Source organism: Actinoplanes awajinensis subsp. mycoplanecinus (assembly GCF_001509495.1).
Taxonomy (GTDB): Bacteria; Actinomycetota; Actinomycetes; order Mycobacteriales; family Micromonosporaceae; genus Actinoplanes; species Actinoplanes palleronii.
The window spans coordinates 115101-136682 of the sequence record NZ_LLZH01000167.1 but is presented as its reverse complement, the minus strand read 5'-3'; the positions used below and the strand labels follow the sequence as shown (position 1 = coordinate 136682).

Annotated in this window: 19 protein-coding genes; 9 read left to right on the top strand and 10 right to left on the bottom strand. The window is 71.5% G+C overall.

The features are described from left to right. Positions 1 to 46: 46 nt before the first annotated feature. Both ADL15_RS19435 and ADL15_RS19430 read left to right on the top strand, forming a co-directional pair. Positions 47 to 1363 (top strand): GH1 family beta-glucosidase, encoded by a 1317-nt coding sequence (locus tag ADL15_RS19435; protein WP_067692824.1) that lies wholly within the window; start codon positions 47 to 49, stop codon positions 1361 to 1363. After that, positions 1360 to 2184: a class I SAM-dependent methyltransferase gene (locus ADL15_RS19430; RefSeq protein ID WP_067692821.1), complete on the top strand. Its 825-nt coding sequence runs from the start codon at positions 1360 to 1362 to the stop codon at positions 2182 to 2184. Before ADL15_RS19435 ends, ADL15_RS19430 begins: the two co-directional genes overlap by 4 nt. Here the strand turns inward: ADL15_RS19430 and ADL15_RS19425 are convergent. Next, positions 2181 to 3638: a GGDEF domain-containing protein gene (locus tag ADL15_RS19425; RefSeq protein WP_067692819.1), complete on the bottom strand. Its 1458-nt coding sequence runs from the start codon at positions 3636 to 3638 to the stop codon at positions 2181 to 2183. The genes ADL15_RS19430 and ADL15_RS19425 overlap by 4 nt on opposite strands. 98 nt (positions 3639 to 3736) lie before the next feature. Here ADL15_RS19425 and ADL15_RS19420 point away from each other — a divergent pair, with 98 nt between their 5' ends. Together ADL15_RS19420 and ADL15_RS19415 are read left to right on the top strand one after the other, a co-directional pair. Beyond that, positions 3737 to 3937, top strand: coding sequence for a hypothetical protein (locus ADL15_RS19420; RefSeq protein ID WP_067692817.1), 201 nt, complete (start codon positions 3737 to 3739; stop codon positions 3935 to 3937). Between the two features lie 49 nt (positions 3938 to 3986). Beyond that, positions 3987 to 4940, top strand: coding sequence for an aldo/keto reductase (locus ADL15_RS19415; protein WP_067692814.1), 954 nt, complete (start codon positions 3987 to 3989; stop codon positions 4938 to 4940). 236 nt (positions 4941 to 5176) lie between these two features. On the opposite strand, the gene ADL15_RS19410 is transcribed toward ADL15_RS19415, so the two are convergent. Further along, entirely contained in the window at positions 5177 to 5551 is a 375-nt protein-coding gene (locus ADL15_RS19410; RefSeq protein WP_067693055.1) for a cupin domain-containing protein, read from the bottom strand. Positions 5552 to 5625: 74 nt separating this feature from the next. Here ADL15_RS19410 and ADL15_RS19405 point away from each other — a divergent pair, with 74 nt between their 5' ends. Both ADL15_RS19405 and ADL15_RS19400 read left to right on the top strand, forming a co-directional pair. Beyond that, positions 5626 to 6069 (top strand): MarR family winged helix-turn-helix transcriptional regulator, encoded by a 444-nt coding sequence (locus ADL15_RS19405; protein ID WP_067692811.1) that lies wholly within the window; start codon positions 5626 to 5628, stop codon positions 6067 to 6069. Further along, on the top strand, positions 6063 to 6305 hold the full coding sequence (locus ADL15_RS19400) for a hypothetical protein (protein WP_067692809.1): 243 nt from the start codon (positions 6063 to 6065) through the stop codon (positions 6303 to 6305). Before ADL15_RS19405 ends, ADL15_RS19400 begins: the two co-directional genes overlap by 7 nt. Before the next feature lie 119 nt (positions 6306 to 6424). Here the strand turns inward: ADL15_RS19400 and ADL15_RS19395 are convergent, their stop codons facing one another. The 3 genes from ADL15_RS19395 to ADL15_RS19385 form a co-directional block, all read right to left on the bottom strand. Then, entirely contained in the window at positions 6425 to 8944 is a 2520-nt protein-coding gene (locus tag ADL15_RS19395; RefSeq protein WP_067692805.1) for a DNA gyrase/topoisomerase IV subunit A, read from the bottom strand. 14 nt (positions 8945 to 8958) lie between these two features. Next, a complete protein-coding gene (locus ADL15_RS19390; RefSeq protein ID WP_373873108.1) occupies positions 8959 to 11046 on the bottom strand; it encodes a DNA gyrase/topoisomerase IV subunit B in 2088 nt (695 codons plus the stop codon). A gap of 100 nt (positions 11047 to 11146) precedes the next feature. Next, the gene (locus ADL15_RS19385) at positions 11147 to 11755 is read right to left on the bottom strand and encodes an adenylate/guanylate cyclase domain-containing protein (RefSeq protein WP_067692801.1); all 609 of its coding nucleotides are present in this window, start codon (positions 11753 to 11755) and stop codon (positions 11147 to 11149) included. Between the two features lie 176 nt (positions 11756 to 11931). On the opposite strand from ADL15_RS19385, the gene ADL15_RS19380 reads away from it, so the two are divergent. Continuing rightward, positions 11932 to 14742 carry a LuxR family transcriptional regulator gene (locus ADL15_RS19380; protein WP_067692798.1) on the top strand — a complete coding sequence of 937 codons (2811 nt, stop codon included), beginning with the start codon at positions 11932 to 11934 and terminating at the stop codon, positions 14740 to 14742. 177 nt (positions 14743 to 14919) lie between these two features. Then, on the top strand, positions 14920 to 15690 hold the full coding sequence (locus ADL15_RS19375; protein WP_067692796.1) for a DUF5995 family protein: 771 nt from the start codon (positions 14920 to 14922) through the stop codon (positions 15688 to 15690). Positions 15691 to 15738: 48 nt separating this feature from the next. Here ADL15_RS19375 and ADL15_RS19370 read toward each other — a convergent pair whose 3' ends face one another. From ADL15_RS19370 to ADL15_RS19360, 3 genes are read right to left on the bottom strand one after another with little or no spacing between them, the layout of a single operon-like run. Further along, positions 15739 to 16221, bottom strand: a complete 483-nt coding sequence (locus tag ADL15_RS19370) for a DUF4388 domain-containing protein (protein WP_067692794.1) — start codon at positions 16219 to 16221, stop codon at positions 15739 to 15741. A gap of 35 nt (positions 16222 to 16256) precedes the next feature. Further along, positions 16257 to 17612 (bottom strand): sensor histidine kinase, encoded by a 1356-nt coding sequence (locus ADL15_RS19365; RefSeq protein WP_067692788.1) that lies wholly within the window; start codon positions 17610 to 17612, stop codon positions 16257 to 16259. Then, positions 17605 to 18300, bottom strand: a complete 696-nt coding sequence (locus ADL15_RS19360; protein ID WP_157441470.1) for a response regulator transcription factor — start codon at positions 18298 to 18300, stop codon at positions 17605 to 17607. Before ADL15_RS19360 ends, ADL15_RS19365 begins: the two co-directional genes overlap by 8 nt. 60 nt (positions 18301 to 18360) lie before the next feature. Between ADL15_RS19360 and ADL15_RS19355 the strand changes: the two genes are divergently transcribed. Further along, positions 18361 to 19110, top strand: coding sequence for a hypothetical protein (locus ADL15_RS19355; protein ID WP_067692778.1), 750 nt, complete (start codon positions 18361 to 18363; stop codon positions 19108 to 19110). A gap of 456 nt (positions 19111 to 19566) precedes the next feature. Here ADL15_RS19355 and ADL15_RS19350 read toward each other — a convergent pair whose 3' ends face one another. Both ADL15_RS19350 and ADL15_RS19345 read right to left on the bottom strand, forming a co-directional pair. Continuing rightward, the gene (locus ADL15_RS19350) at positions 19567 to 20883 is read right to left on the bottom strand and encodes an exonuclease domain-containing protein (protein WP_067692775.1); all 1317 of its coding nucleotides are present in this window, start codon (positions 20881 to 20883) and stop codon (positions 19567 to 19569) included. An 11-nt stretch (positions 20884 to 20894) separates the two neighbouring features. Next, positions 20895 to 21527: a TMEM175 family protein gene (locus ADL15_RS19345; RefSeq protein ID WP_067692771.1), complete on the bottom strand. Its 633-nt coding sequence runs from the start codon at positions 21525 to 21527 to the stop codon at positions 20895 to 20897. Between the last annotated feature and the right edge of the window lie 55 nt (positions 21528 to 21582).

The following is a 21582-nucleotide window of genomic DNA, read 5'->3' as shown; positions in this document are numbered from 1 at the left end:
GGACCGGCCCTCACCATGTCCACCTCCAGCTGAAACGGGAGAAGAAGTGACATTCACCTGGGGTGTGGCCACCTCCGCGTACCAGATCGAGGGCGCCGCCGCCGAGGACGGCCGGACACCGTCCATCTGGGACACGTTCGGTCACCGGGTCGTCGGCGAGCACGGCGACGTGGCCTGCGACCACTACCACCGGATGCCGGCCGACGTGCAGCTGATCAAGAGCCTGGGTGTTGACGCGTACCGGTTCTCGGTCTCCTGGCCGCGGGTGCAGCCCGGTGGGCGCGGCCCGGCCAACCCGGCCGGGCTGGCGTTCTACGACCGTCTCGTGGACGAGCTGCTGGGCAACGGGATCGCGCCGTGGCTCACGCTCTACCACTGGGACCTGCCGCAGGAGCTGGAGGACGCCGGTGGCTGGCCGGAGCGGGACACCGCGTACCGGTTCGCGGACTTCTCCGCGCTGGTCTTCGACAGGTTGCAGGACCGGGTCAAGAACTGGCAGACCCTGAACGAGCCGTGGTGCGCGGCGTATCTCGGGTATCAGCACGGGGTGCACGCGCCCGGCCGCCGCAGCCTGACAGACGCGCTGGCCGCCACTCATCACCTGCTACTGGGACACGGGCTGGCCGCTTCCATCCTGAAGAAACCGGACAATTCTGTCGGCATTGCGCTCAACATCGGCACGGCAACCCCGCACACCGACGACCCGCTGGACATCGCCGCGGCCCGCCGCGCGGACGGCAACGTCACCCGGATCTTCCTCGACCCGATCGTTTTCGGCCACTACCCCGCCGACGTGCTGGCCGACCTGCACCAGCAGGGCCACACCCTCCCCGTCCTCGACGGGGACCTGGCGATCATCGCGCAGCGACCCGACGTGCTCGGCGTCAACTTCTACTTCGGACAGGACTTCGCCGGCCGCGACGAGCAGGGCCGTACGCACGACGCGCAGGGCCTGCCGATCGTCCGGGAGATCAAGCCGGACGTGCCGACCACCGCGATGGGCTGGCCGATCACCGCGGACCGGTTCACCACGCTGCTGCTGCGCCTGCACCACGACTACGGCGTGCCGCTGGCCGTGACCGAGAACGGCGCGGTCTACGACGACGTCCCTTCCGCTGATGGTTTCGTCGCCGACAAGGAGCGGACCGCGTACTTGGAGGCGCACATCGAGGCGGCTCTCGCGGCCCGGGCACAGGGCGCCGACCTGCGCGGATATTTCGCCTGGTCACTGATGGACAACTTCGAGTGGGCCGAGGGTTACGGCCGCCGGTTCGGCCTGGTCGCGGTCAATTACGAGACCCAGACGCGTACGCCGAAACAGAGTGCGCTGTGGTTCCGGGATCGCATAAAGTCCGGCGCGTGAGCGACTATCTGACCGTCAACCGGGCCAACTGGGACGAGCGGGCCCCCGCACACGCCGCGTCGGAGGGCTACGAGGTGTCGCGCTTCGTGGCCGACCCCGAGCACCTGAGCCGGGTGGTCCGCTTCGACCTCCCGCTGCTCGGCGACATCACCGGGCTGCGCGGGGTGCACCTGCAGTGCCACATCGGCACCGACACGCTCTCGCTGTCCCGCCTCGGTGCCCGGATGACCGGGCTGGACTTCTCCGGCGAGTCGCTGAAGCAGGCGCGGGACCTGGCCGCACGGGCGGGCGCCGACATCCCGTTCGTGCAGAGTGACGTGTACGCCGCGCGGGACGTCCTGGACGGCGAGTTCGACCTGGTCTTCACCGGGATCGGTGCGCTCGGCTGGCTGCCCGACATCAAGCGCTGGGCGGCCACCGTGGCGTCGCTGCTGGCGCCGGGCGGGCGGCTGTTCATCCGGGAGGGCCACCCGGTGCTGTGGACGTGCGAGTACGACCGTACCGACGACGTGATCGCGCTGGACGAGCCGTACTTCGAGCAGGCCGAGCCGCAGGTGTACGACGAGCCGGGGACGTACGTCGCCACCGACCACGAGTTCACCCACACCGTCACGCACGAGTGGAACCACGGGCTCGGCGAGATCGTCACCGCGGTGCTGGAGGCCGGGCTGACCCTGACCGGGCTGGTCGAGCACCAGAGCGTGCCGTGGAACGCGCTGCCCGGCCGGATGCGGCAACTCGACAACGGCGAGTGGCAGCTGGCGCAGCGGCCGGAGCGGTTGCCGCACACGTACACCTTGCAGGCCCGCAAGGCGGGTTAGCAGACTTCGACCCGGTTCCGGCCGGTGCGCTTCGCCGCGTACAGAAAATCGTCGGCCCGCAGCAGCGCATCGGCCCGGTCCTCGCCGGGCCGTACCTCGGTGAGCCCGATGCTGGCCGTCACCGCGAGTCCGTCGACGACCTCGGCCCACGCATGTCCCTCGATCGCGGCGCGCAGCGCCGAGCAGTACCCGGTCGCGGCGTCCAGCCCGGCCCGGAAGATCAGCACGAACTCCTCGCCGCCCAGCCGGCCGGCGAATCCCGGCGTCGCGGCCAGCAGCCGGGCCACCCGGCGCAGCACCTCGTCGCCGGTGGCGTGCGAGAACGTGTCGTTGACCAGCTTGAAGTGATCCAGGTCGACGAGCGCGACGGTGACCGGTCCGGCGCCCTGCACCGCGGCGGCCAGCTCCGCGTCGGAGCGGCGCCGGTTGCCCAGGCCGGTCAGCGGGTCCCGCTCGGCCATCTCCTGCGCCTGCTCGACGGAGAACTGCGCGTGCGCGAACCGGGCCGCGACCGCGCTCTGCTGCGTCCGCAGGACCTCCCACGCCTCGTGGAACTCGCACATGGTCCGGTACGCCGCCTCGAAGTCCCCGGCCTCGGCGTGGCAGGACGCCAGCCCACGCAGCGCCTCGGCGCCGGCGTCCGGCCGGTCGCTCTCAGCCGCCATCTTCCGGACCCGGTCGAGCGTCCGGATCGCGCCGGCCAGGTCACCCTGCCGGCGCTCGATCTCGGCGAGGGTCAGCAGCGCGGCCGGTACCGCGTCCGAGTCGGTGGCCGGCGCGTTCTCGATCGCGTCCAGGATCACCGACTCGGCCTTCTCCGGGCGGCCGGTCTCCAGCAGCACCCGGGCGACGGTGTCCGCGCACGAGCAGTTCAGCCCGAGGCCGGACGACTCCACCCGGGCCCGCATCCGCTCGACCATCACGGCGGCGGCGTCCAGGTCGCCGCCCTCGTAGGCGTACCAGGCCCAGTTGTTCAGGTTCGCGATCTCCAGCGTCGGCCGGCCGGACGCCTCCGCCTCGACCTGCGCGGCGGCGAACTCGGCCGACTCGAAACCGCCCACCCGCTGGTCGTTCACCATCACGGCCAGGATGATCGCGTGGTCGGCGCGGATCGGCGCCGGGTCCTCCGGCCGGAGCATCCGGGTCGCCCAGAGCGCGTGCCGCACCCCGGTCGCGGTGTCCCCGATCCGCCACACGCCACCGGCGATGCGCGCGTGCGCGTGTGCCCGCACCAGCCGGTCGTCGCTCGCGTCGAGCAGGTCACGGGCGGTGGCGACGCCCTCGATGGCCCGGCCGCCGCGGTTGTCCAGCTCGGCGAGGACCAGGCGGGCCAGGTCGGCGCTCTGCCGGTCGCCAGCCGCGTCGGCGCTCGCGATCAGCGCCGTGGCACGCTCGGCGAGCCCGGTATGAGACTGATAGAGGTCCCCGATCAGGGTCACCACCGACGAGAGCACGCTGGTCCATCGCCCGTGCCGGGCCGCTCTTTAGGGATCCCGTTTAAAGATCGACGGGTTGCGGGTACCTGCGGTGCATACCCCCAAGGAGGCTCTCGATGCGTATCGGTGCGGTAATCATCATCGTCTGGCTCGTGCTCGGCGCGGTCGCGGCAGCCCAGCGCGGCTATTTCAAGGACACCGGCGACACGAGTTGCGCGGAGGCCGGCACGGTCATCGTCACCGTGGTCGCGGGCCCGCTGAACTGGCTCGGCGTCAACCCGAAGATCAAGTGCGACATCCCGGAGCCGAGCAAGTAGGCGTTCCGCTCTTGTGCTGGAGCGCGCTCCAGGTCCTACCGTCCGCACCATGGAACTACGGGACTTCGGACGACTCGGCCGGATCAGCGCACTGACCCTGGGCGGCGGCGGCATCGCCGGCGTCTGGGGCTCGACCGGACGCGCGGAGGCGGTGGCCACCATCCATGCCGCCCTCGACGCCGGCATCACCATGCTGGACCTGGCGCCCTCCTACGGCGCCGACCACGAATCGGAGCGGGCGGCCGGCGAGGCCCTCCGCTCCGTCTCCGCACCGGACCTCATGATCACGTCGAAGGTCTCGCTCGAGGACGACACCGAGCGGGACTTCGCCGCCCGGATCCGCCGCGGCCTCACCGCCAGCCTCGGCCGGATCGGCCGCGACCACCTCGACCTCTTCCTGCTGCACACGCAGATCCGGGTGGAGGGCCCGCACCCCGGTTCGATCGGCCCGGACGGCTACCTCGAGGCGGCCGCCACCTTCGAGCGGCTGCGCGACGAGGGCCTGATCCGGGCCTGGGGCATCACCGCGGTCGGCCACCCGGACGGCGTGCTCACCGCACTGCGGAACACCCCGCGTCCGGACGCCGCGCAGATCGTGGTCAACCCGCTCGACTTCAACGGGGACCTCTGGTTCTTCCCCGGCGTCCGGCCGCGGACCGACGACATCGTCCGCTCCGCGACCGAGAACGGGGTCCAGGTGATCGGCATCCGCGCGGTCGCCGCCGGGTCACTGACCGCGAGCCTTGATCGTACGCTCGAGGCCGCTCATCCCGCGGCCATCGATTTTGTACGGGCGGAGCCGTTCCGGAAGCTGGCCGCCGAGTGGGGCACGGCCCCCGCCGTGCTGGCCCACCGCTACGCCCTGTCCGTGCCCGGGGTGTCCACAGTGGTGCTCGGCGTGAAGAACCGCACCGAGCTGACCGAGTGCCTCGCGGCCGAAGCGGCCGGCCCGCTCCCCGAAGCGGAAATGAACGCCCTGACGACCTTGCGCACCACCACCTAACCCCTGCGTGGGGACTTTCGGCGCGCTCCGCACCACAACTCCCCACGCAACAGCCGTCACAACCCTGCGTGGGGACTTTCGGCGCGCTCCGCACCACAACTCCCCACGCAACAGCCGCCCCAACCCTGCGTGGGGACTTTCGGCGCGCTCCGCACCGAAACTCCCCACGCAACGGCTGTTGCGACCCTGCGTGGGGAGTTTCGGTGCGGAGCGCGCCACAACTCCCCACGGTCGGGTCAGCGGACCCAGGGTGGGCTGATCACGGAGCCGTCCGGGAGCGTCGCCGTCAGCCCGACGCTGGTGGTCACCCACGCCTGCGCCGTCTCGGTGCTCGGGTTGTCGACACCGAACACCGACCCGGCCGGCACCCGCAGCACGTCCCCGGCGGCCATGCCCTCGGACACTCCGTCCAGGGACACCCGGATCTGGCCGGCGAGCAACAGGAACACCTCTTCCCGGTCGACCCGGTGCGTCAGCCCCTCCACGCCGCCGGCGATCTCCAGCCGCCAGGCGCAGAGCTCCGTGCTCCCGGTCGCCGGCGCCACGTACGAATGGAAGACCGAACCGTGCAGCCGGTGCACAACAGCCTCGTCCCGCCGATGAATCGCCATGATCTCTCCCCGCAAATAGACAAGCTTCTTGACTACATAGTCAACCGGCTTGACCTTCATGTCAAACTGTTACGGTGCGACGTGATCTTCTGGACCTCCCGGTGCTGCTGCTCGGCGCCGCATCCACCCTGGTCGACGGCATCGACGCCGGCGTCCGGGCCCGTGGCTTCACCGACATCCGCCCGGCGCACGGCTACGCGTTCGTCCGCCTCGCCCCGGACGGCGCCACCATCGTCGAACTCGCCGAGCACCTGGGCGTCACCAAGCAGGCCGCCAGCCAGATGGCCGACGAGCTGGTCCGCAAGGGCTACGTCGAACGCCGCCCGCACCCGGCCGACGCCCGCGCCCGCCTGCTGACCCTCACCGACCGGGGCTGGGCCTGCACCCGCGCCGCCGACGAGGCCGCCGAGCAGGTCCTCCGCCCCTGGGCCGACTCCCTCGGCCCGGAACAGCTGGCCACGGTCCGCACAGCCCTCTCCCGCCTCACCGTCCCCGGCCGTATCCGCCCGGCATGGTGACCGCCGCCGCGCCGGTCTGGCTGCTGGACGTCGACGGTGTCCTGAACGCGAACCGTCCCGGCTGGAGCGCCGCGCCCCGCCGCGGCATGGCCTACGCCGGGGGCACCGGCTTCCTGATGCGCTGGGCCCCGGCCCGGCTCGGCCGGACCCTGCTGATCGCGCCGGCCCCGAACCGCGGGCTCCAGCCGGAGCACCTCACCACCATCGAAGCCTTCGTCGCCGCGCCACCCACGTAGCAGCCCTGTCTCGGCGAGATCGAGCGGCGGGAGACGGCAGGCGAGCGGCGAGGTGTGGCCGGTCGGAAAGCGAACGGCCCGCCGGGAGGAACCGGCGGGCCGTCGTCGTACCAAAAAAATCAGTCGCGCTCGATGTGGTGGCCGATCAGCTGAGGGCCCATGATGACCGCGACGCCGGAGCCGTCGCGGCGGGCGTCCGGCTCGGGGAGCTCGACCGGGTCGCCGGTGCTGCTGGCGCCGACCGGGCGCGGGCCGACCCACGCCACCACCAGCTCGGTCTCGCCCTTGAGGAACCGCTGCACCCGCACACCGCCGGTGGCACGACCCTTGGCCGGGTAGGACGAGAACGGTGACACCTTCACCTGGGTGCCGGTCGACGTGACGACCATCGGCTCGCCGTGCGAGGCCTCCGACGTGGACACCACGTTGAACGAGACCACCGACGACCCCGCGGTCAGGTTGATGCCGGCCATGCCGCCGCCCTTGAGTCCCTGCGGCCGGACCAGCTTGGCCGGGAACCGCAGCAGCGACGCGTCGGTGGTGACGAAGACCAGCGCCTCCGCACCGTCGGTGAGCCAGGTCGCCTGCAGCACCTCGTCACCCTCCTTGAGGGTGATCACCTCGAACTCGTCGGAGCGCACCGGCCACTCCGGCGCGCACACCTTGACCACGCCGAGCCGGGTGCCCAGCGCGAGGCCGGGCGACTCGCCGGGGGTCAGCGGCGCGAGCCCGACCACCTGCTCGCCCTTCTCCAGCGGCACCAGCTCGGACGCGGACATGCCGCCGCGCAGCGAGACCGTCCCGGACTGCTCCGGCAGCACCGGCAGTGGCAGCACATCGGTCTTGAACGCCCGCCCCCGGTTGGTGATCAGCAGGATCCGGCCGCGCGCGGTGGCGTGGATGATCGCGCGGACCGTGTCGTGCTTGACCCGGCCGCTGCGCTTGCGGGCCTCGGCCGACTCCTCGCTCTCCGCCGCGGTCCGGGCGATCAGCCCGGTGGCGGAGAGGATGATCTGGCACGGGTCGTCGGCAACCTCGAGCGGCCCGGCCGGTATCGAGGCGGCGAGCACCTCCTTGAGGTCACCGTCGATCAGCGTGGTGTTGCGCGGCCGGCCGAACTCGCTGGTCACCGCGGCCAGCTCGTCCGAGACGACCTGCTTGAGCACGTCCTCGTTGTCGAGGATCCGGCTGAGCTCGGCGATCTCGCCGCGCAGCTTCTCCTGCTCGGTCTCCAGCTCGATCCGGTCGAACCGGGTGAGCCGCCGCAGCGGCGTGTCCAGGATGTACGTCGCCTGGATGTCGCTGAGCCCGAACTCGCTCATCAGCGAGGTCTTGGCGGCGCCCGCGTCGTCGCTGGCCCGGATCAGCGCGACCACCCGGTCGATGTCGATCAGGGCGATCAGCAGGCCGTCGACCAGGTGCAGCCGGTCCTCGCGCTTGGTCCGCCGGTACGTCGTCCGCCGGGTGACCACCTCGTACCGGTGCTGGACGAACACCTCGAGCAGCGCCTTGAGCCCGAGAGTCCGCGGCTGCCCGTCGACCAGCACCAGGTTGTTGATGCCGAACGAGCTCTCCAGCGGGGTCAGCCGATAGAGGTCGGCCAGCAGCGCCTGCGGGTTGACGCCGACCTTGCACTCGATCACCAGCCGGGTGCCGTGCTCGCGGTCGGTGAGGTCCTTGACGTCGGCGATGCCCTGCAGCCGCACCGCCTGCCGCTGCCCGCGCCGCGGACCGGAGGTGATCAGCTTGCCCTTCACCTCGTCGGTGATCGCCTCGATGATCTTCTCGGTGCCGACGCCGTAGGGCAGCTCGGTGACCGTGATCGCCTGGCGTCCGCGGCCACCCTCGAGCAGGCCGGTCTGCGCCTTGGCCCGGATCCGGACCACACCGCGGCCGGTCTCGTACGCCCGGCGCACCTCGTCCAGGCCGAGCAGCTGACCGCCGGTGGGTAGGTCGGGGCCGGGCACGAAGCGCATCAGCTCGTCGAGGTCGGCCTCCGGGTTGGTGATCAGGTGCCGGGCGGCCGCGACCACCTCGCCCAGGTTGTGCGGGATCATGTTGGTGGCCATCCCGACCGCGATCCCGGACGTGCCGTTGACCAGCAGGTTCGGGAAGGCGGCCGGCAGCACCTTGGGTTCGAGGTCGGAGCCGTCGTAGGTCGGCTTGAAGTCGACCGTGCCCTCGCCCAGTTCGCCGACCAGCAGCATCGCCTCGCGCGACATCCGGGCCTCGGTGTACCGGGAGGCGGCCGGGCCGTCGTCCGGCGAGCCGAAGTTGCCGTGCCCGTCGATCAGCGGCGTGTTCAGGGAGAAATCCTGGGCGAGCCGGACCAGGGCGTCGTAGATCGCCACGTCGCCGTGCGGGTGGTACTTGCCCATCACGTCGCCGACGACGCGGGCGGACTTCACATACGCCCGGTCGGGGCGGTGCCCCTGCTCGGACATCGACCAGAGGATCCGCCGGTGCACCGGCTTGAGGCCGTCACGGGCGTCCGGCAGGGCCCGGGAGTGGATGACCGAGTAGGCGTACTCCAGGTAGGAGTCCTCCACCTCGGTGGTGAGCGGATTGTCGATGACCCGGGCGCCGGCCTGGTCGAATGCCGACAGGTCGACGCGGTTCTCGGTCTTGCGGCGTGCCACTTCTCAACAACCCCTCAGGCGTCGATCGTCTCTTGGTCGATCCGGCCGGCGGCCTCGATCAACCAGTTCTTCCGGGGCTCGACCCGCTCACCCATCAGCAGCTCGAGCGTCGCCTCGGCGCGCTCGACGTCGTCCAGCGTGATCCGCCGGACGGTCCGGGTGGCGGGGTTCATCGTGGTGTCCCACAGCTCGTCGGCGTCCATCTCGCCGAGACCCTTGAACCGGCTCACCGGCGCCAGAGTCTTGCCGGCCCGCTGGAGCTTGCCGAGGGTCGCCTCCATCTCCTGCTGGGTGTACGTGAAGATGGTTTCCGGGTTGCGGCCCTTGGTGGTCATCTTGTGCAGCGGCGGCATCGCGGCGTAGAGCCGGCCGTCCTCGATCACCGGTCGCATGTACTTGGCGAACAGCGTGATCAGCAGGGTCCGGATGTGCGAGCCGTCCACGTCGGCGTCGGCCATCAGCATGACCCGGCCGTAGCGCATCGCGCCGATGTCGAAGGTGCGGCCGGAGCCGGCCCCGAGCACCTGCACGATCGCCGAGCACTCGGCGTTGTCGAGCACCTGCTGCAGGCTGGCCTTCTGCACGTTCAGGATCTTGCCGCGGATCGGCAGCAGGGCCTGGTACTCCGAGGAGCGGGCCATCCGGGCGGTGCCGAGCGCGCTGTCACCCTCGACGATGTAGAGCTCGCTGCGGGCGATGCCGGTGGTGCGGCAGTCGACGAGTTTCGGCGGCATCGACGCGCCCTCGAGGGCGGTCTTGCGGCGGGCCGCGTCCTTCTGCTGCTTCTGGGTCAGCCGGACCCGGGCCGCGTCCACCACCTTCTGCAGGACCGTGCGGGCCTCGACCTTGGTGCGCCGGTCGTCGATCCAGCCCTTGACGAACGTCTCGACCAGGGTCTGCATCACCCGGGTGATGCCGGCCGTGGACAGCTCGTCCTTGGTCTGCGAGGTGAACTGCGGCTCCGGCACCCGCACGTGGATGACCGCGGTCATGCCCTCCAGGAGGTCGTCCAGGACGGGCGGCTCCTCCTTCGGCTTGAGCAGGCCACGGGCGTTGCGGATGGCCTCGGTCAGGGAGCGGACCAGGGCCCGCTCGAAGCCCTTGCGGTGGGTGCCGCCGTGCACGTTGCGGATCGTGTTGGTGAAGCACTCGACGTTGCGCTCATAGCCCGTGCCCCAGCGGAAGGCGACCTCGATCTGGGCCTGCCGGACCACGTTGGACTGCATCACGCCGTTCGCGTCGGCGGCGTTTTCCTTGTACGTCCCCTCACCCGTCACCAGCAGGATGCCGGAGACCGGCTTGTCCGACGCGGGGGTGAGGAACTCCACCATGTCGGTCAGGCCGTTGGGGTAGTGGAACTCCTCGGTGGCCGGTTCCTCGGCGGTCGCGTCGAAGACGGTGTACTGCACGCCGGGGACCAGGAACGCGGTGTTGCGCAGCTTGGTGCGGACCGCGTCGACGTCCAGCCGGGCGCCGGTCTCGAAATACCGGGCGTCGTACCAGTACCGGATCGCGGTGCCGGTCGGCTCGCCGCGTTTCATCTTGCGGACGATCCGCAGACCGGCCTCCGGGCGGAACGTCGCCGCCGGGCCGGGACCGTCGAAGACGCCCGGCACCCCACGCTGGAACGAGATCTCGTGCACCTTGCCGTCACGCTTGACGGTGACGTCGAAGCGCAGCGACAGCGCGTTGACCGCGGAGGCGCCGACGCCGTGCAGGCCGCCGGAGGCCTTGTAGCCCGAGCCGCCGAACTTGCCGCCGGCGTGCAGGCGGGTCAGCACCAGCTCGACGCCGCTGATCCCGGACTTGGCGTGCACGTCGGTCGGGATGCCCCGGCCGTCGTCGTCGACCTGGACCGAGCCGTCGCTGTGCAGCGTGATGGCGATCCGGGTGGCGTGACCACCGACACCCTCGTCGGTGCAGTTGTCGATGATCTCGTTGGCCAGGTGGTTGATGCCCCGGCTGTCGGTCGACCCGATGTACATCCCTGGGCGTTTCCGGACAGCGTCCAGCCCTTCCAGGTGCGTGAGGTCGTCAGCCCCGTACAAGGTGTCTGGCTGTGCGGTCACAGGGCGGCACTCCCGATCGGCCAAGGTGGTCAAGGACGGCGCGAGCCTACCCGGAGCCTCCGACACTTCTGCCCCAGGCGAGGCAGGTCGTGACCACCCGACCCGAAAATACCGGAAAAAACCCACAAAAAGGCTAGCCGACCGCCACCAGCGGGGCAGACTGAGGCTGTAGCGCTCGCCACAGGTCCAGCGGATAGGACTTGCCGGGCACCGACACGGGTGGCAGTTCCTGATAGGCGATAAGCGCGTCGGTGACGTCCCGGGTCGACGAGCAGACCACCACGGTGTCGTGCGGCGCGTAGGCCTGCAGCCGCGCCGCGGTGCTCACCACGCTGCCGCTGATCATCCCGTAGCCGCCGTTGAAGGTCATCACCGGATCGACGATCACCTCGCCGGTGGCCAGCCCGACCCGGGTCCGCACCCGGTGCCTGCCGGCCAGGAGCCGCCCCCTCAACGACTCCTGGACCGACAGACCCGCGCGCACGGCCGAGGCGGCCGCTTCCGGCTCGAAGCCGTCCTCGCCGGCGCCGAAGACCGCCATCACCGCATCCCCCACGTACTTCTCGATGATGCCGCCGCAGTCACGGACCACCTCGGACACGACCGAGAAGTAGTCCCGCTGCAACGCCCGGACCTCCGCGCAGTCCAGCCGGTCCACCAGAGCGGTGAAACCGACCATGTCGATGAACAGCACGGTCACGGTCTGGCGCCGCTCCTGGACGGCTACGGTGATGGTGGTCATGTCTCACGCTCCCCCAGATCACTGCGTTGACCGGGAGTACGGTGCCAGCCGTTGTTCACCAGCGGATCCGCAGAACGACGTATCTGTGACGGCTATCGGCGCTCGTCATTTTTGTGACGCAGAACAGTCCGAACCGACGACAACGTGGTACGTGCTTTCGCACTAGGCTGCCGGACATGGCCAGCCAGGGGGACGACGGGCCGCTTGTCGGGCGCACCGGCATGCTGGCCGATATTCAGTCCTACCTGCGCAACGTCGGTCCTGGTGGAACCGCCGCGGTATTCGTGACCGGCGAGAGTGGTGTCGGCAAGAGCCGGCTGCTGCGCGAGACCGCCGACGCGTTGCGCGGTGGGGATTTCGCGGTGCTGCTCGGCACCTGCCTGGACATCGGCGACGCCTCACCGCTGCACCCGGTGCTGCAGGCGCTGCGCCGGCACGACAGTGCGACCACGACGGTCGCCGACGACCCGGGTGCCCTGCTCGAGCGGGTCTCCCGCGACCTGCGGGCGATCGCCGGCGACCGGCAGCTGCTGCTGGTCCTCGACGATCTGCAGTGGGCCGACCGGAGCACCCGCCAGCTGCTGCTCTACCTGCTGGCCGGCCTGGGTGACGTGCGCATCTCGGTGCTGGCCGCGATCCGCGCCGAGGCCCTGCACGGTACTCACCCGCTGCGCCGGGTGCTGGCCGAGCTGCGCCGGCTCCGTTCGGTCCGGGTGGTCGACATCGCGCCGCTGACCGAGGAGCACACCCGGGAGCTGGTCACCGCGATCGTCGGCGGCGACGTGGCCGGCGAGGACGCCGACCGGGTCTACAAGCGCAGCGGCGGCAACCCGTTCGTGGTCGAGGAACTCTCCCGTGACCTGCGCGACGGGCGGGTCGAGTTGTCCGACACGCTGCGCGAGATCTTCCTGGCCCGGGTCGACGAGCTGCCGGTCAACGCGCACGCCGTGGTGCACGCGGTCGCGGCCGGCGTCGAGCCGGTCGACCACGCCGTGCTGGCCAAGGTGGTACGCCTGCCGGAGGACGGCCTGCTGGAGGCGATCCGGGCCGCGGTGGCGTACCGGTTCGTGGTCAGCGACGCCGAGGGGTACCGGCTGCGGCACCGGCTGGTCGCCGAGGTGCTGGAGCAGGAGGTGCTGCCGGCCGAGGGTGCCGCCCTGCACCGGCGGTACGCGGAGGCCCTGGAGCCGGCCGGCGGCGCCGACGACCACGCCCGGCTGGCCCATCACTGGCAGCGGGCCGGCGTGCCGGCCCGGGCGCTGCCGTCGGTGGTCGCCGCGGCCCGCTCCGCCGAGGGCCTGTACGGCTTCGCCGAGGCCCACCGCTACTGGACCATCGCCCTGCGACTGACCGCCGACGACGCCACAGAACGCGCTGAGCTGCTCGGACACGCCGCCGAGTCGGCGCACCAGTGCGGCGAGCACGTGCTGGCCCTGGCCAGGCTGGAGGAGCTGGCCGGCCGCAAGGACGCGCCCAGCGAGTGCGAGCTGCACCTGCGCCGGGCCCGCTACCTGGCCGCCACCGGCCGTTCCGAGATCGCCGAGCGGGAGTACGAACTCGCCCTGCAGGCCCCGGACTGCACCCCGCAGCTGCGCGCCACCGCCGCCGCGTTCCTCGCCGAGCTGCTGCTGCACCTGGGCCGGTACGCGGACGCCAACCAGCGCGCCCGCGACGCCTTGGAGCTGGCCGCGGTCAACGGCTCGACCGCCGACCTGGTCCGGGCGAGCGCCGCGCTGGGTTTCAGCGCCGCGTTCCGCGAGGACCCGGACGCCGGGCTGGCGGTCATCCGGCACGCCGTGGAGATCGCTGAGCGCTCCGGCCACCCGGACGACCTGGGCTGCGCCTATCTGCACCTGGCCGAGCTGCTGACCGGCCCGCTGAACAGCATCGAGGAGGGCGTGCTGGTGGCCCGCCGGGGCGCCGCCACGCTGGCCGCGCGCGGGGTCGGCCGGACGTACCAGACCCGGCTGCTGGCGATCGCCGGCAACGGCTTGTTCCGGATCGGACAGTGGGCCGAGGCGGACTCCATGCTGGAAGCGGCGATGCAGCACCGCCCGTCCGGCGCCGACGCGGTCGAGCTGCTGCTCGCCCGCTGCCGGCTCTGGGTCGGGTTCGGCGAGGTGGACAACGCCCGCCGGGACCTGGACGCGGTCGCGACCCTGCTGGCCGGCGGCGGGGCCCGGCACGTGCTGCCGATGCTCACGCTGCGCGCCGGCCTGGCGATGTGGCAGAAGGAGCACGCCGAGGCCCGCGCCGCGGTGCAGCGCGGCCTGACCGAGACCCGCTCCGACGACCTGGTGCTGCTCGGTGTGCTGGCCTGGCACGGGCTGCGCGCCGAGGCCGAGGCGCACGTGGCCGGCTCACCCGTCGACCCGGCGGCGCTGCGCCGGCTCAACACCGTGGTCGGCCGGCTGCAGGAGGGCGCCGACAACGCCGCGACCGAGGTCAGGGCGGTGCTCGACGGTTATCTCAACCTCTGCGCCGCGGAGCTGAGCCGGATCGAGGATCGCCAGGACCCGGAGCCGTGGGCCCGGGCTGCGGCCATCTGGGATCGCCGGCAGCAGCCGTACCCGGCCGCGTACTCGCGCCTGCGGCACGCCGAGGCGGCGCTGCAGCGCCGGGGGCGGCGGGCGACCGCGATCGCCGGGCTGCGTCAGGCGTACGCGACCACGATCGCGATGGGCGCCCGGCCCCTGGCGAACGAGATCAGGGGCATCGCCCAGCGGTTCCGGGTGTCGCTGGCCGACGACGCGGACACCGTCGCGATGGCGCCGCCGGAGCCGGATCAGGGCGATGAGCTGTCGGTTCTCACCGGCCGCGAGCGCGAGGTGCTGGAAGCGGTGGCCGAGGGGCTGACCAACCGGGAGATCGGCGAGCAGCTGTTCATCAGCGAGCGCACCGTCGGCGTGCACCTGGGCCACATCTTTGACAAACTTCAGGTACGCACTCGCGTGCAGGCCAGTCGCGTCTTCTTGACGGCGGCCTGACCAGGCGTTCGTTATCTCGCCGTGACATACGTACACGGAATACGTCGTTCTACCGATCCCCTCGCGCGGCGCCGGTGAAAGGCTGTTTCGCACGGGGGAGCACCGCCCGGTGGTTCCGGCCGCCGGGCGGTGCTGGGGGCCCTCCGCGTAACCCCGGCAAGTCGCGTGGAGGATCCGATGACCCAGCCCATCTGGGGACCAGTGCAACGTCAGATGTCCACCATCCTGCAGGAGCATCCGGATGACGTGCCCGCCGTCGTCACCCAGCTCCAGGCGTTGCAGGACGTGCTCTGTCAAGTCCCGCCGCTGCTGAACAGCAACCCGCTGGCGGACTTCAACAAGCTCTACCTGGCCATCACCGAGAACGTCCTGGACCGGCTCTACGCGGGCAAGTTCAAGGATCCGGCGTTCCTGTCCCGGCTGGACGTCGAGTTCGCCGGGCGCTATTTCGACGCGCTGCGCTACTGGACCGAGGGCAGCCCGGCCTGTCCCGGCGTCTGGGCCGGCCTGTTCACCCGGATCCCCGGGCCGGACGCCCGCCCGCTGCCGTCGGCGGTCGCCGGGGTCAACGCGCACATCAACTTCGACCTGCCGTTCGCGCTGGTCACCACGTTCGACCACCTGGGCACCGACCCGATCGACGGCAGCGACCAGCACCACGACTACCTGCAGGTCAACGACATCTTCGCGGAGGAGATCCCGGGCCTGCGCCGGGGGTATCTCGACCGCTGGCAGCTGCTCATCGACACGATGAACGGCGACCTGGACGACTGGTGGCAGGGCGAGATGGTGGAATACACCCGCAATGTCGCCTGGCGCAACGCGCAGAAGCTCTGGGCGATCCGGCACGACCTGGCGCAGCTCGACCACGAGCGCCGCCGGCTCGACCGCACCGCCACGGGCCTGGGCAAGCTGCTGCTCTCGCCGTTCGCCGACTTCCTGCAGTAGGGCGGGTTCCGCTCGTGGATCTCGAGGGGGGATCCACGAGCGGGCACCCTACTTCGGCTTCTTCACCACGATCAGCCGGGCCGTGGTCGCCGAGCCGCTCTCGACGCCGCCGACGCCGATCTCGGTGCCGGTCTTCAGCGTGTCCCGCTCCACCTTCTTGCGCTGCTGCACCACGCGCAGCGGGTCGCCGTAGGTCCAGGTGAGCGTGAAGCCGTCGGTGGACTCCACGGTCAGGCCCTTGTCGGTCACCGCGGTGATCTTCCCGCGCTGCACCACGACGGTCTTCTCGCCGTCCTTGGCCTGCACGGTCACCTCGCCGTGGAGCGCGTTGTGACGCAGGAGCTGGCGGACGACTTTCGGTCGTACCCTGTCGGTTGTCGCCGTGGTCTCCTCATCGGTGACAAAACCGACCGCCTGGAGTGCCACGGTCTCGGGGTCGATCTCTTTTTCGGACACCGCGGCCGCGCCGCATCCGGCCAGAGCGAGGGTCGCGGTCGCCGCGACGACAAGAGCTTTTCCGGTACGAATCATGGGTACGAGACTGGCCCCGCCCCGATCGACGCACGTCAGCCGATTGTTCGGGTCCGGTAAGGGAGTTCCACGGTGAACCGCGCCCCGCCCTCGGCGGCGTGCCCGGCCTCGATCCGCCCGCCCAGCCGGCCGACCAGACGGGCCGCCAGCGCCAGCCCGAGCCCGCTGCCCACCTTGCGGATGCCCCGGTAGCGGCGGTTCAGCGCGCCCCGCTCGAACGCCACGGCCAGGTCGTCGTCGGTGAAACCGGGCCCGCCGTCGCGCACCTCGACGACACCGCCGGACTCCCCCGCGCGCACCGCGAGCACCAGCGGCGCACCACCCGGCACCACCCGCAGCGCGTTCTCGCACAGCCCGTCGAGCACCTGCCGGATCCGGCCCGGGTCGGTCGCCACGGTGACCGGCTCGTCCGGCAGGTCGACCGTCAGGTTCGGTCCGTCCGGCGAGCACCGCGCCGACCAGGCCCGGCCGGCCTCCCGGACCAGCTCCACCAGGTCCACCGCGACCACGTCCAGCGGCAGGTCGGCGGCCTCCAGCCGGGACAGCACGAGCAGGTCGGAGATCAGCCGGTCCAGGCGGTCGGCCTCGGCCAGCATGGTCGCGCCGGCCTGCGGGGCGTCGTCCGGGCCGACCACACCGTCGGCGAGGGCCTCGGCGTAACCGCGCAGGGTGGCCAGCGGCGTCCGCAGCTCGTGCGAGACCGACAGCAGGAAGTCACGCTCCCGGCCCTCGCTGGTCTGCAACGCCGCGGCCAGCTGGTTCACCGCCTCGGCCAGCCGCACCGCCTCGGCCGGGCCGTGCCGGGCGATCCGCACCGACCGGTCCCCGGCGGCGAGCCGCCCGGCCGCCGCCGCGGCCAGCTCGATCGGCCGGGAGACGAACCGGGCCAGCAGCGCGCCGGCCAGGATCCCGCCGACCAGGCCGGCCAGCAGCGCCCACCAGACCCCGCCGAGCACCTGCAGCGCGACGCCGGTCGAGGACGGCCGGGTGAGCACCACACCGGCGTCCACCCCGGGCAGCGGGCGACCGGCCACGAACGACCACCGCCCGTCGACCCGGGCCCGCACGTTCACCAGGCTGCCCTCGGTCACCTCCGTGATCACCGCGGCCGGCAGGCCGGCGTGGTCGGGCACGCCCCGCCGGATCAGGTAGATCTCGATGGCGTCCTGGCGCAGCCGCTTGGCGATCTTCTCGCGGGCCGCCGGGCGCTCGTCGGTGAGCAGCTCCACCGCGATCGCGGACTTCTCCACCAGCTCGGCCCGGATCTGCAGGTTCACGGCGCGGACCGCGACCGGGACGGCGACCAGCGCGGTGACGATCACGGCGACCACCGCGGTCGCGACGGTGACCAGCACGGCGCGGCCGGTCAGCGTACGGAAGAAGTCACGCATCGGCGGTGTACCCGACACCCCGGACGGTCCGGATCAGGCCGGCCGCGGCGCCGAGCTTCGCCCGGACCTGCGCCACGTGCACGTCGACGGTGCGGGTGCCGGCGTGTGAGGCGTAACCCCAGACCGCGGCGAGCAGCTCCTCCCGGGTGAACACCCGCCCGGGCCGGCCGGCCAGGTGCGCAAGCAGATCGAATTCGGTCGCGGTCAGGGTCAGGGGCAGCGCGCCGAGGGTGACCGTGCGGCGGCCGAGGTCGAGGGCGAGGGGGCCCAGCTGTCGTACCCGATCGGTTTCCGGCGGGCCCGCGGCCCGGCGCAGCAACGCCTTGACCCGGGTGACCAGCTCCCGCGGGCTGAACGGCTTCGTCACGTAGTCGTCGCCGCCCAGCTCCAGGCCGAGGATCCGGTCCACCTCGTCGTCCCGCGCGGTCAAGAAGATCACCGGCGTCCAGTCGCCGTCGGCCCGCATCCGCCGGCAGATCTCGGTGCCGTCCATCCCGGGCAGCGCGATGTCCAGGATGCACGCCACCGGCCGCAGCCGCCGGGTGGCCGCCAGCCCGGCCGCGCCGTCGTGCTCCACCTGCACACCGAAGCCCTCCCGGCTCAGGTAGAGCCGGACCAGATCGGCGATCGGGCGCTCGTCCTCGACAATCAGAACCAGACCCTTGGACGCGTCAGTCACGGGAGCCATCATGCCGTTCCGGCGGGTTATCCGATGTTCGAGCGAGGTAAGGACGACTAGACAGGACGCATGCGGGAGATCGCGTGCGACGAATCCGGGTACGAGGGCGAAAAGCTGATCGGCTCGACCACCCGGCTGTTCGCGCACGCGTCGGTGCGGATCGCGGATCCCGCCGGGGTGCTGACCGAGCTGCGCGCCCGGATCCGCTCCCCCGCCACCCAGTACAAGGCCAACCATCTGCTCCGCGCGAAACACCACGAAACCCTCGCCTGGTTCCTCGGCCCCTCCGGACCGATGCGCGGCAACGGCCACGTCTTCCTCCTGGACAAACCCGCTTTCGTACGATCGGTAGCCGCGTCCGTCCTCGGCCTCGACCTCCCCGACACCGGCCTCGCGGCGGTGAACGACGCGCTCCGGCTACGCCGCGGTGACCCGCTCCCCTCGATGGCCGCGTCCCCGCCCTTCCCCAGCGCGGCGGGTCCCCCGTCGTTTCCCGGCGCGGCGGCGTTCCGGGAGTGGCTGTGCGAGGACCCGATCGGCCGGTCGGTGCTGGACCCGCTGGTACCGGCTCTGGTCGCGGCGGTCCGCCAGTGGGGCCCGGTGGCCGTCGCACACGACCGGCAGACCCAGCTCCCGCCCCGCCGGATCGACCTGCTGCGCGAACGCTGCGGCGGCGACCTGCTCGGGTTCCGCTTCCTGGACGCCGAGTCGCACCCGCAGATCCAGCTCGCCGACATGCTGGCCGGCACGGTCCGGCACATCGCCGAGACGGGTGAACCCCGATGGAGTGAGCTGATCGCCCCATATCTGCTCAAGTGAGACGCATCGAATTGGGAACGCTCCCAAACACCTGTATAACCCTCGGAAAGCGCTCTCCTACATGCTATAAAGGGCGGCGGCTACGACATGGTCCACCGTCGAGCCCTCGTGTGGGCGTCTGCGCCCCACCACCGGAGAGCCGGGCGAGGCGTCACCACGGGGGGATGCCTCGCCCCACCGAACCGCGGCACCCACCCTGCCCCCACGCAACTCACCCCGCGAGGCAGTTCCCGCCCCGGACCGCAGCGCGCCTCCCGGTACCGGCTGGCGCTCAGGGGTGTCTCCCGGGCTCCGAGGCAGCCCTGAGCACCAGCCGCGCGACTCCGGCTGGTCCTCAGGGGTGCGTCCCGCGGACTTTGGCACCCCTCAGCGCCAGCTGGGTGGTGGGGGTGCGGTGAGTGGGGTGGTGCGGGAGGCGCGGCCGGGTCGGAAGGGGCGCGGTGGGGCGGGCCGCAGTCAGGGGGCTTGGCTTGTGGCCTGCGGGCGGGCGCTCCGCATTCGTACCAGAAAGGGGTTAGCGGAGCAGGGCCTCGAGCATCGCGCGGTAGGCGGTCGTGGTGACGATCGGGATGTTGTACTGGCGGGGGGGGTTGGGGGGGGCGGGAAATGGGGTGGGGGGGGGGGGGGACAGGAAGGGGGGGTTGTTTTGTGGGACATCGAGTCGGGGTCGGCGGCGACCAGCAGGCGGGTCTGTTTGGTGACCTTGCGGGCGGTGCGCAGGCCGTGGGTGAGGGCGTCGACTTCGAGGTGTTCGCGCGGGGGTTGCAGGATGCCGGTGAAGACCACCTGGTCGCCCGGGCTGAGCTGCCACTGGGCGATCGGGGCGGACGGGTGCTCGGCGGCGCCGGCCAGGGCGCGGTCGACGTCGGCGCTGGTCAGGCCGAGCAGCTCGGCGACGCCGTCCAGGTCGAGGCGTTCCGCGGGGGTGAGGATCTGGTCGGCGAGGGCGACCGCGGCCAGGCCGGACAGGTAGCGGTGGTGCAGGAACTCGGCGTCGGCGCGGGACAGGCCGATCCGTTCCGCGGTGGTGACCAGCTGGTCGGCCTCGCTGGCCGAGATGTGCCGGTCCAGCAGGACGCCGTCGAGCAGGGCCAGGTAGGCGTCCGCCTTCGGGTTCAGCTGGCGGGGCAGCCGCTCGACCAGCCGGGTGAGGAAGTGCGGTTCGCGCTCCTCGGTGCGGCCGCGCGCGACCGGCACCACGTCGGTGACCGGCAGCGCGGGCCATTTCATCTGCCGGACCTCGTCGGACAGCTCGGCCCACGGCGGCGGATCACCGGCCCGGCCCAGGTAGTAGGTGAGCAGCTCGGCGGCGGCGCGGGCGCCGTGCAGTGCGGAGTACTCCCGGTGCGGCGGCAGTCCGGCGGCGGCCCGGCAGGCCTTCAGGCTGCGCGACGCGGTGGGCAGGAAGTGCCCGGCCAGGCGCATCGTGCACAGTCCCCAGTCGTCGTCGACCGGCACGGTCACGCCCAGCTTGCCGAACTCGGCGAGCAGGAAACCGGCGTCGAAGAGCAGGTTGTGCGCCACCAGCAGCTGCCCGGCCAGGCGTTCGGCGATCTGGCCGGCCACCTCGGCGAAGACCGGTGCGCGGCGGGCCTCGGCGCCGGTGATCCCGTGCAACGACTGGGGGCCCAGGTCACGGTCCGGGTTGACCAGGGTGCACCACTCGTCCACGACCGTGCCGGTCGCGTCCAGCCGGACGATGGCGATCTCCACGATCCGGTCGTGCCAGCTGGTCCTGGTGCCGGTGGTCTGCAGGTCGACTACGGCGTACATGGAAAAGAAAACTAGGCGACCGGACGGGGGCGGCGCCAGCGGGATCGGAGCAGGCGCTCGACCGGTCCGGTGAGGAACAGCAGGAACAGCGCAAAGTAGTTGATCTGCGGGAACACCGAGCCGATCACCGCGGCGAGCAGCAGGGCGCCGAAGGTCACCAGGGTGCCGACCACCTCGTCGAACGGCAGCGGGGTACGGCCCACGCTCAGCTCCGGGCGGCGGTACACGTAGATCGACAGCACGCTGAGCGAGCCGGTGGCCAGGGCCAGGGTGCCGCAGTACATCGCCACCGAGCCGCTTGACGGCGGGAAGTCGGTGATGACCGCGGTGAGCACCGGCAGCGTCACGATCGCCAGCGTCCACAGGCCACTGAGGATCACGATCGGTCCCCGCAGCTGCGACAGGTGGCCGAACACCCGGTGGTGGCCCCACCAGAAGCGGAAGATCACCGCGAAGCCCAGCAGGAACGCGCCGAACCCGGCCCGGTTGTCGTGGATCAGGTCGGACAGGTCGGTGTGCTCCTCGACGTCCGCGAGCGTCTCCAGCAGCGGCAGGATGAGCAGGGTGATCGCGATCGCGGCCACCGCGTCGGTGAACAGCACCAGACGCTCGGGGGTGGCGGCCGGATCTTCCGGTTCGGTCATGCGCGCCAGTATGCCGGGATGTCGATCTCACCGGTTTTGCCAGGTCCGGCGGGGG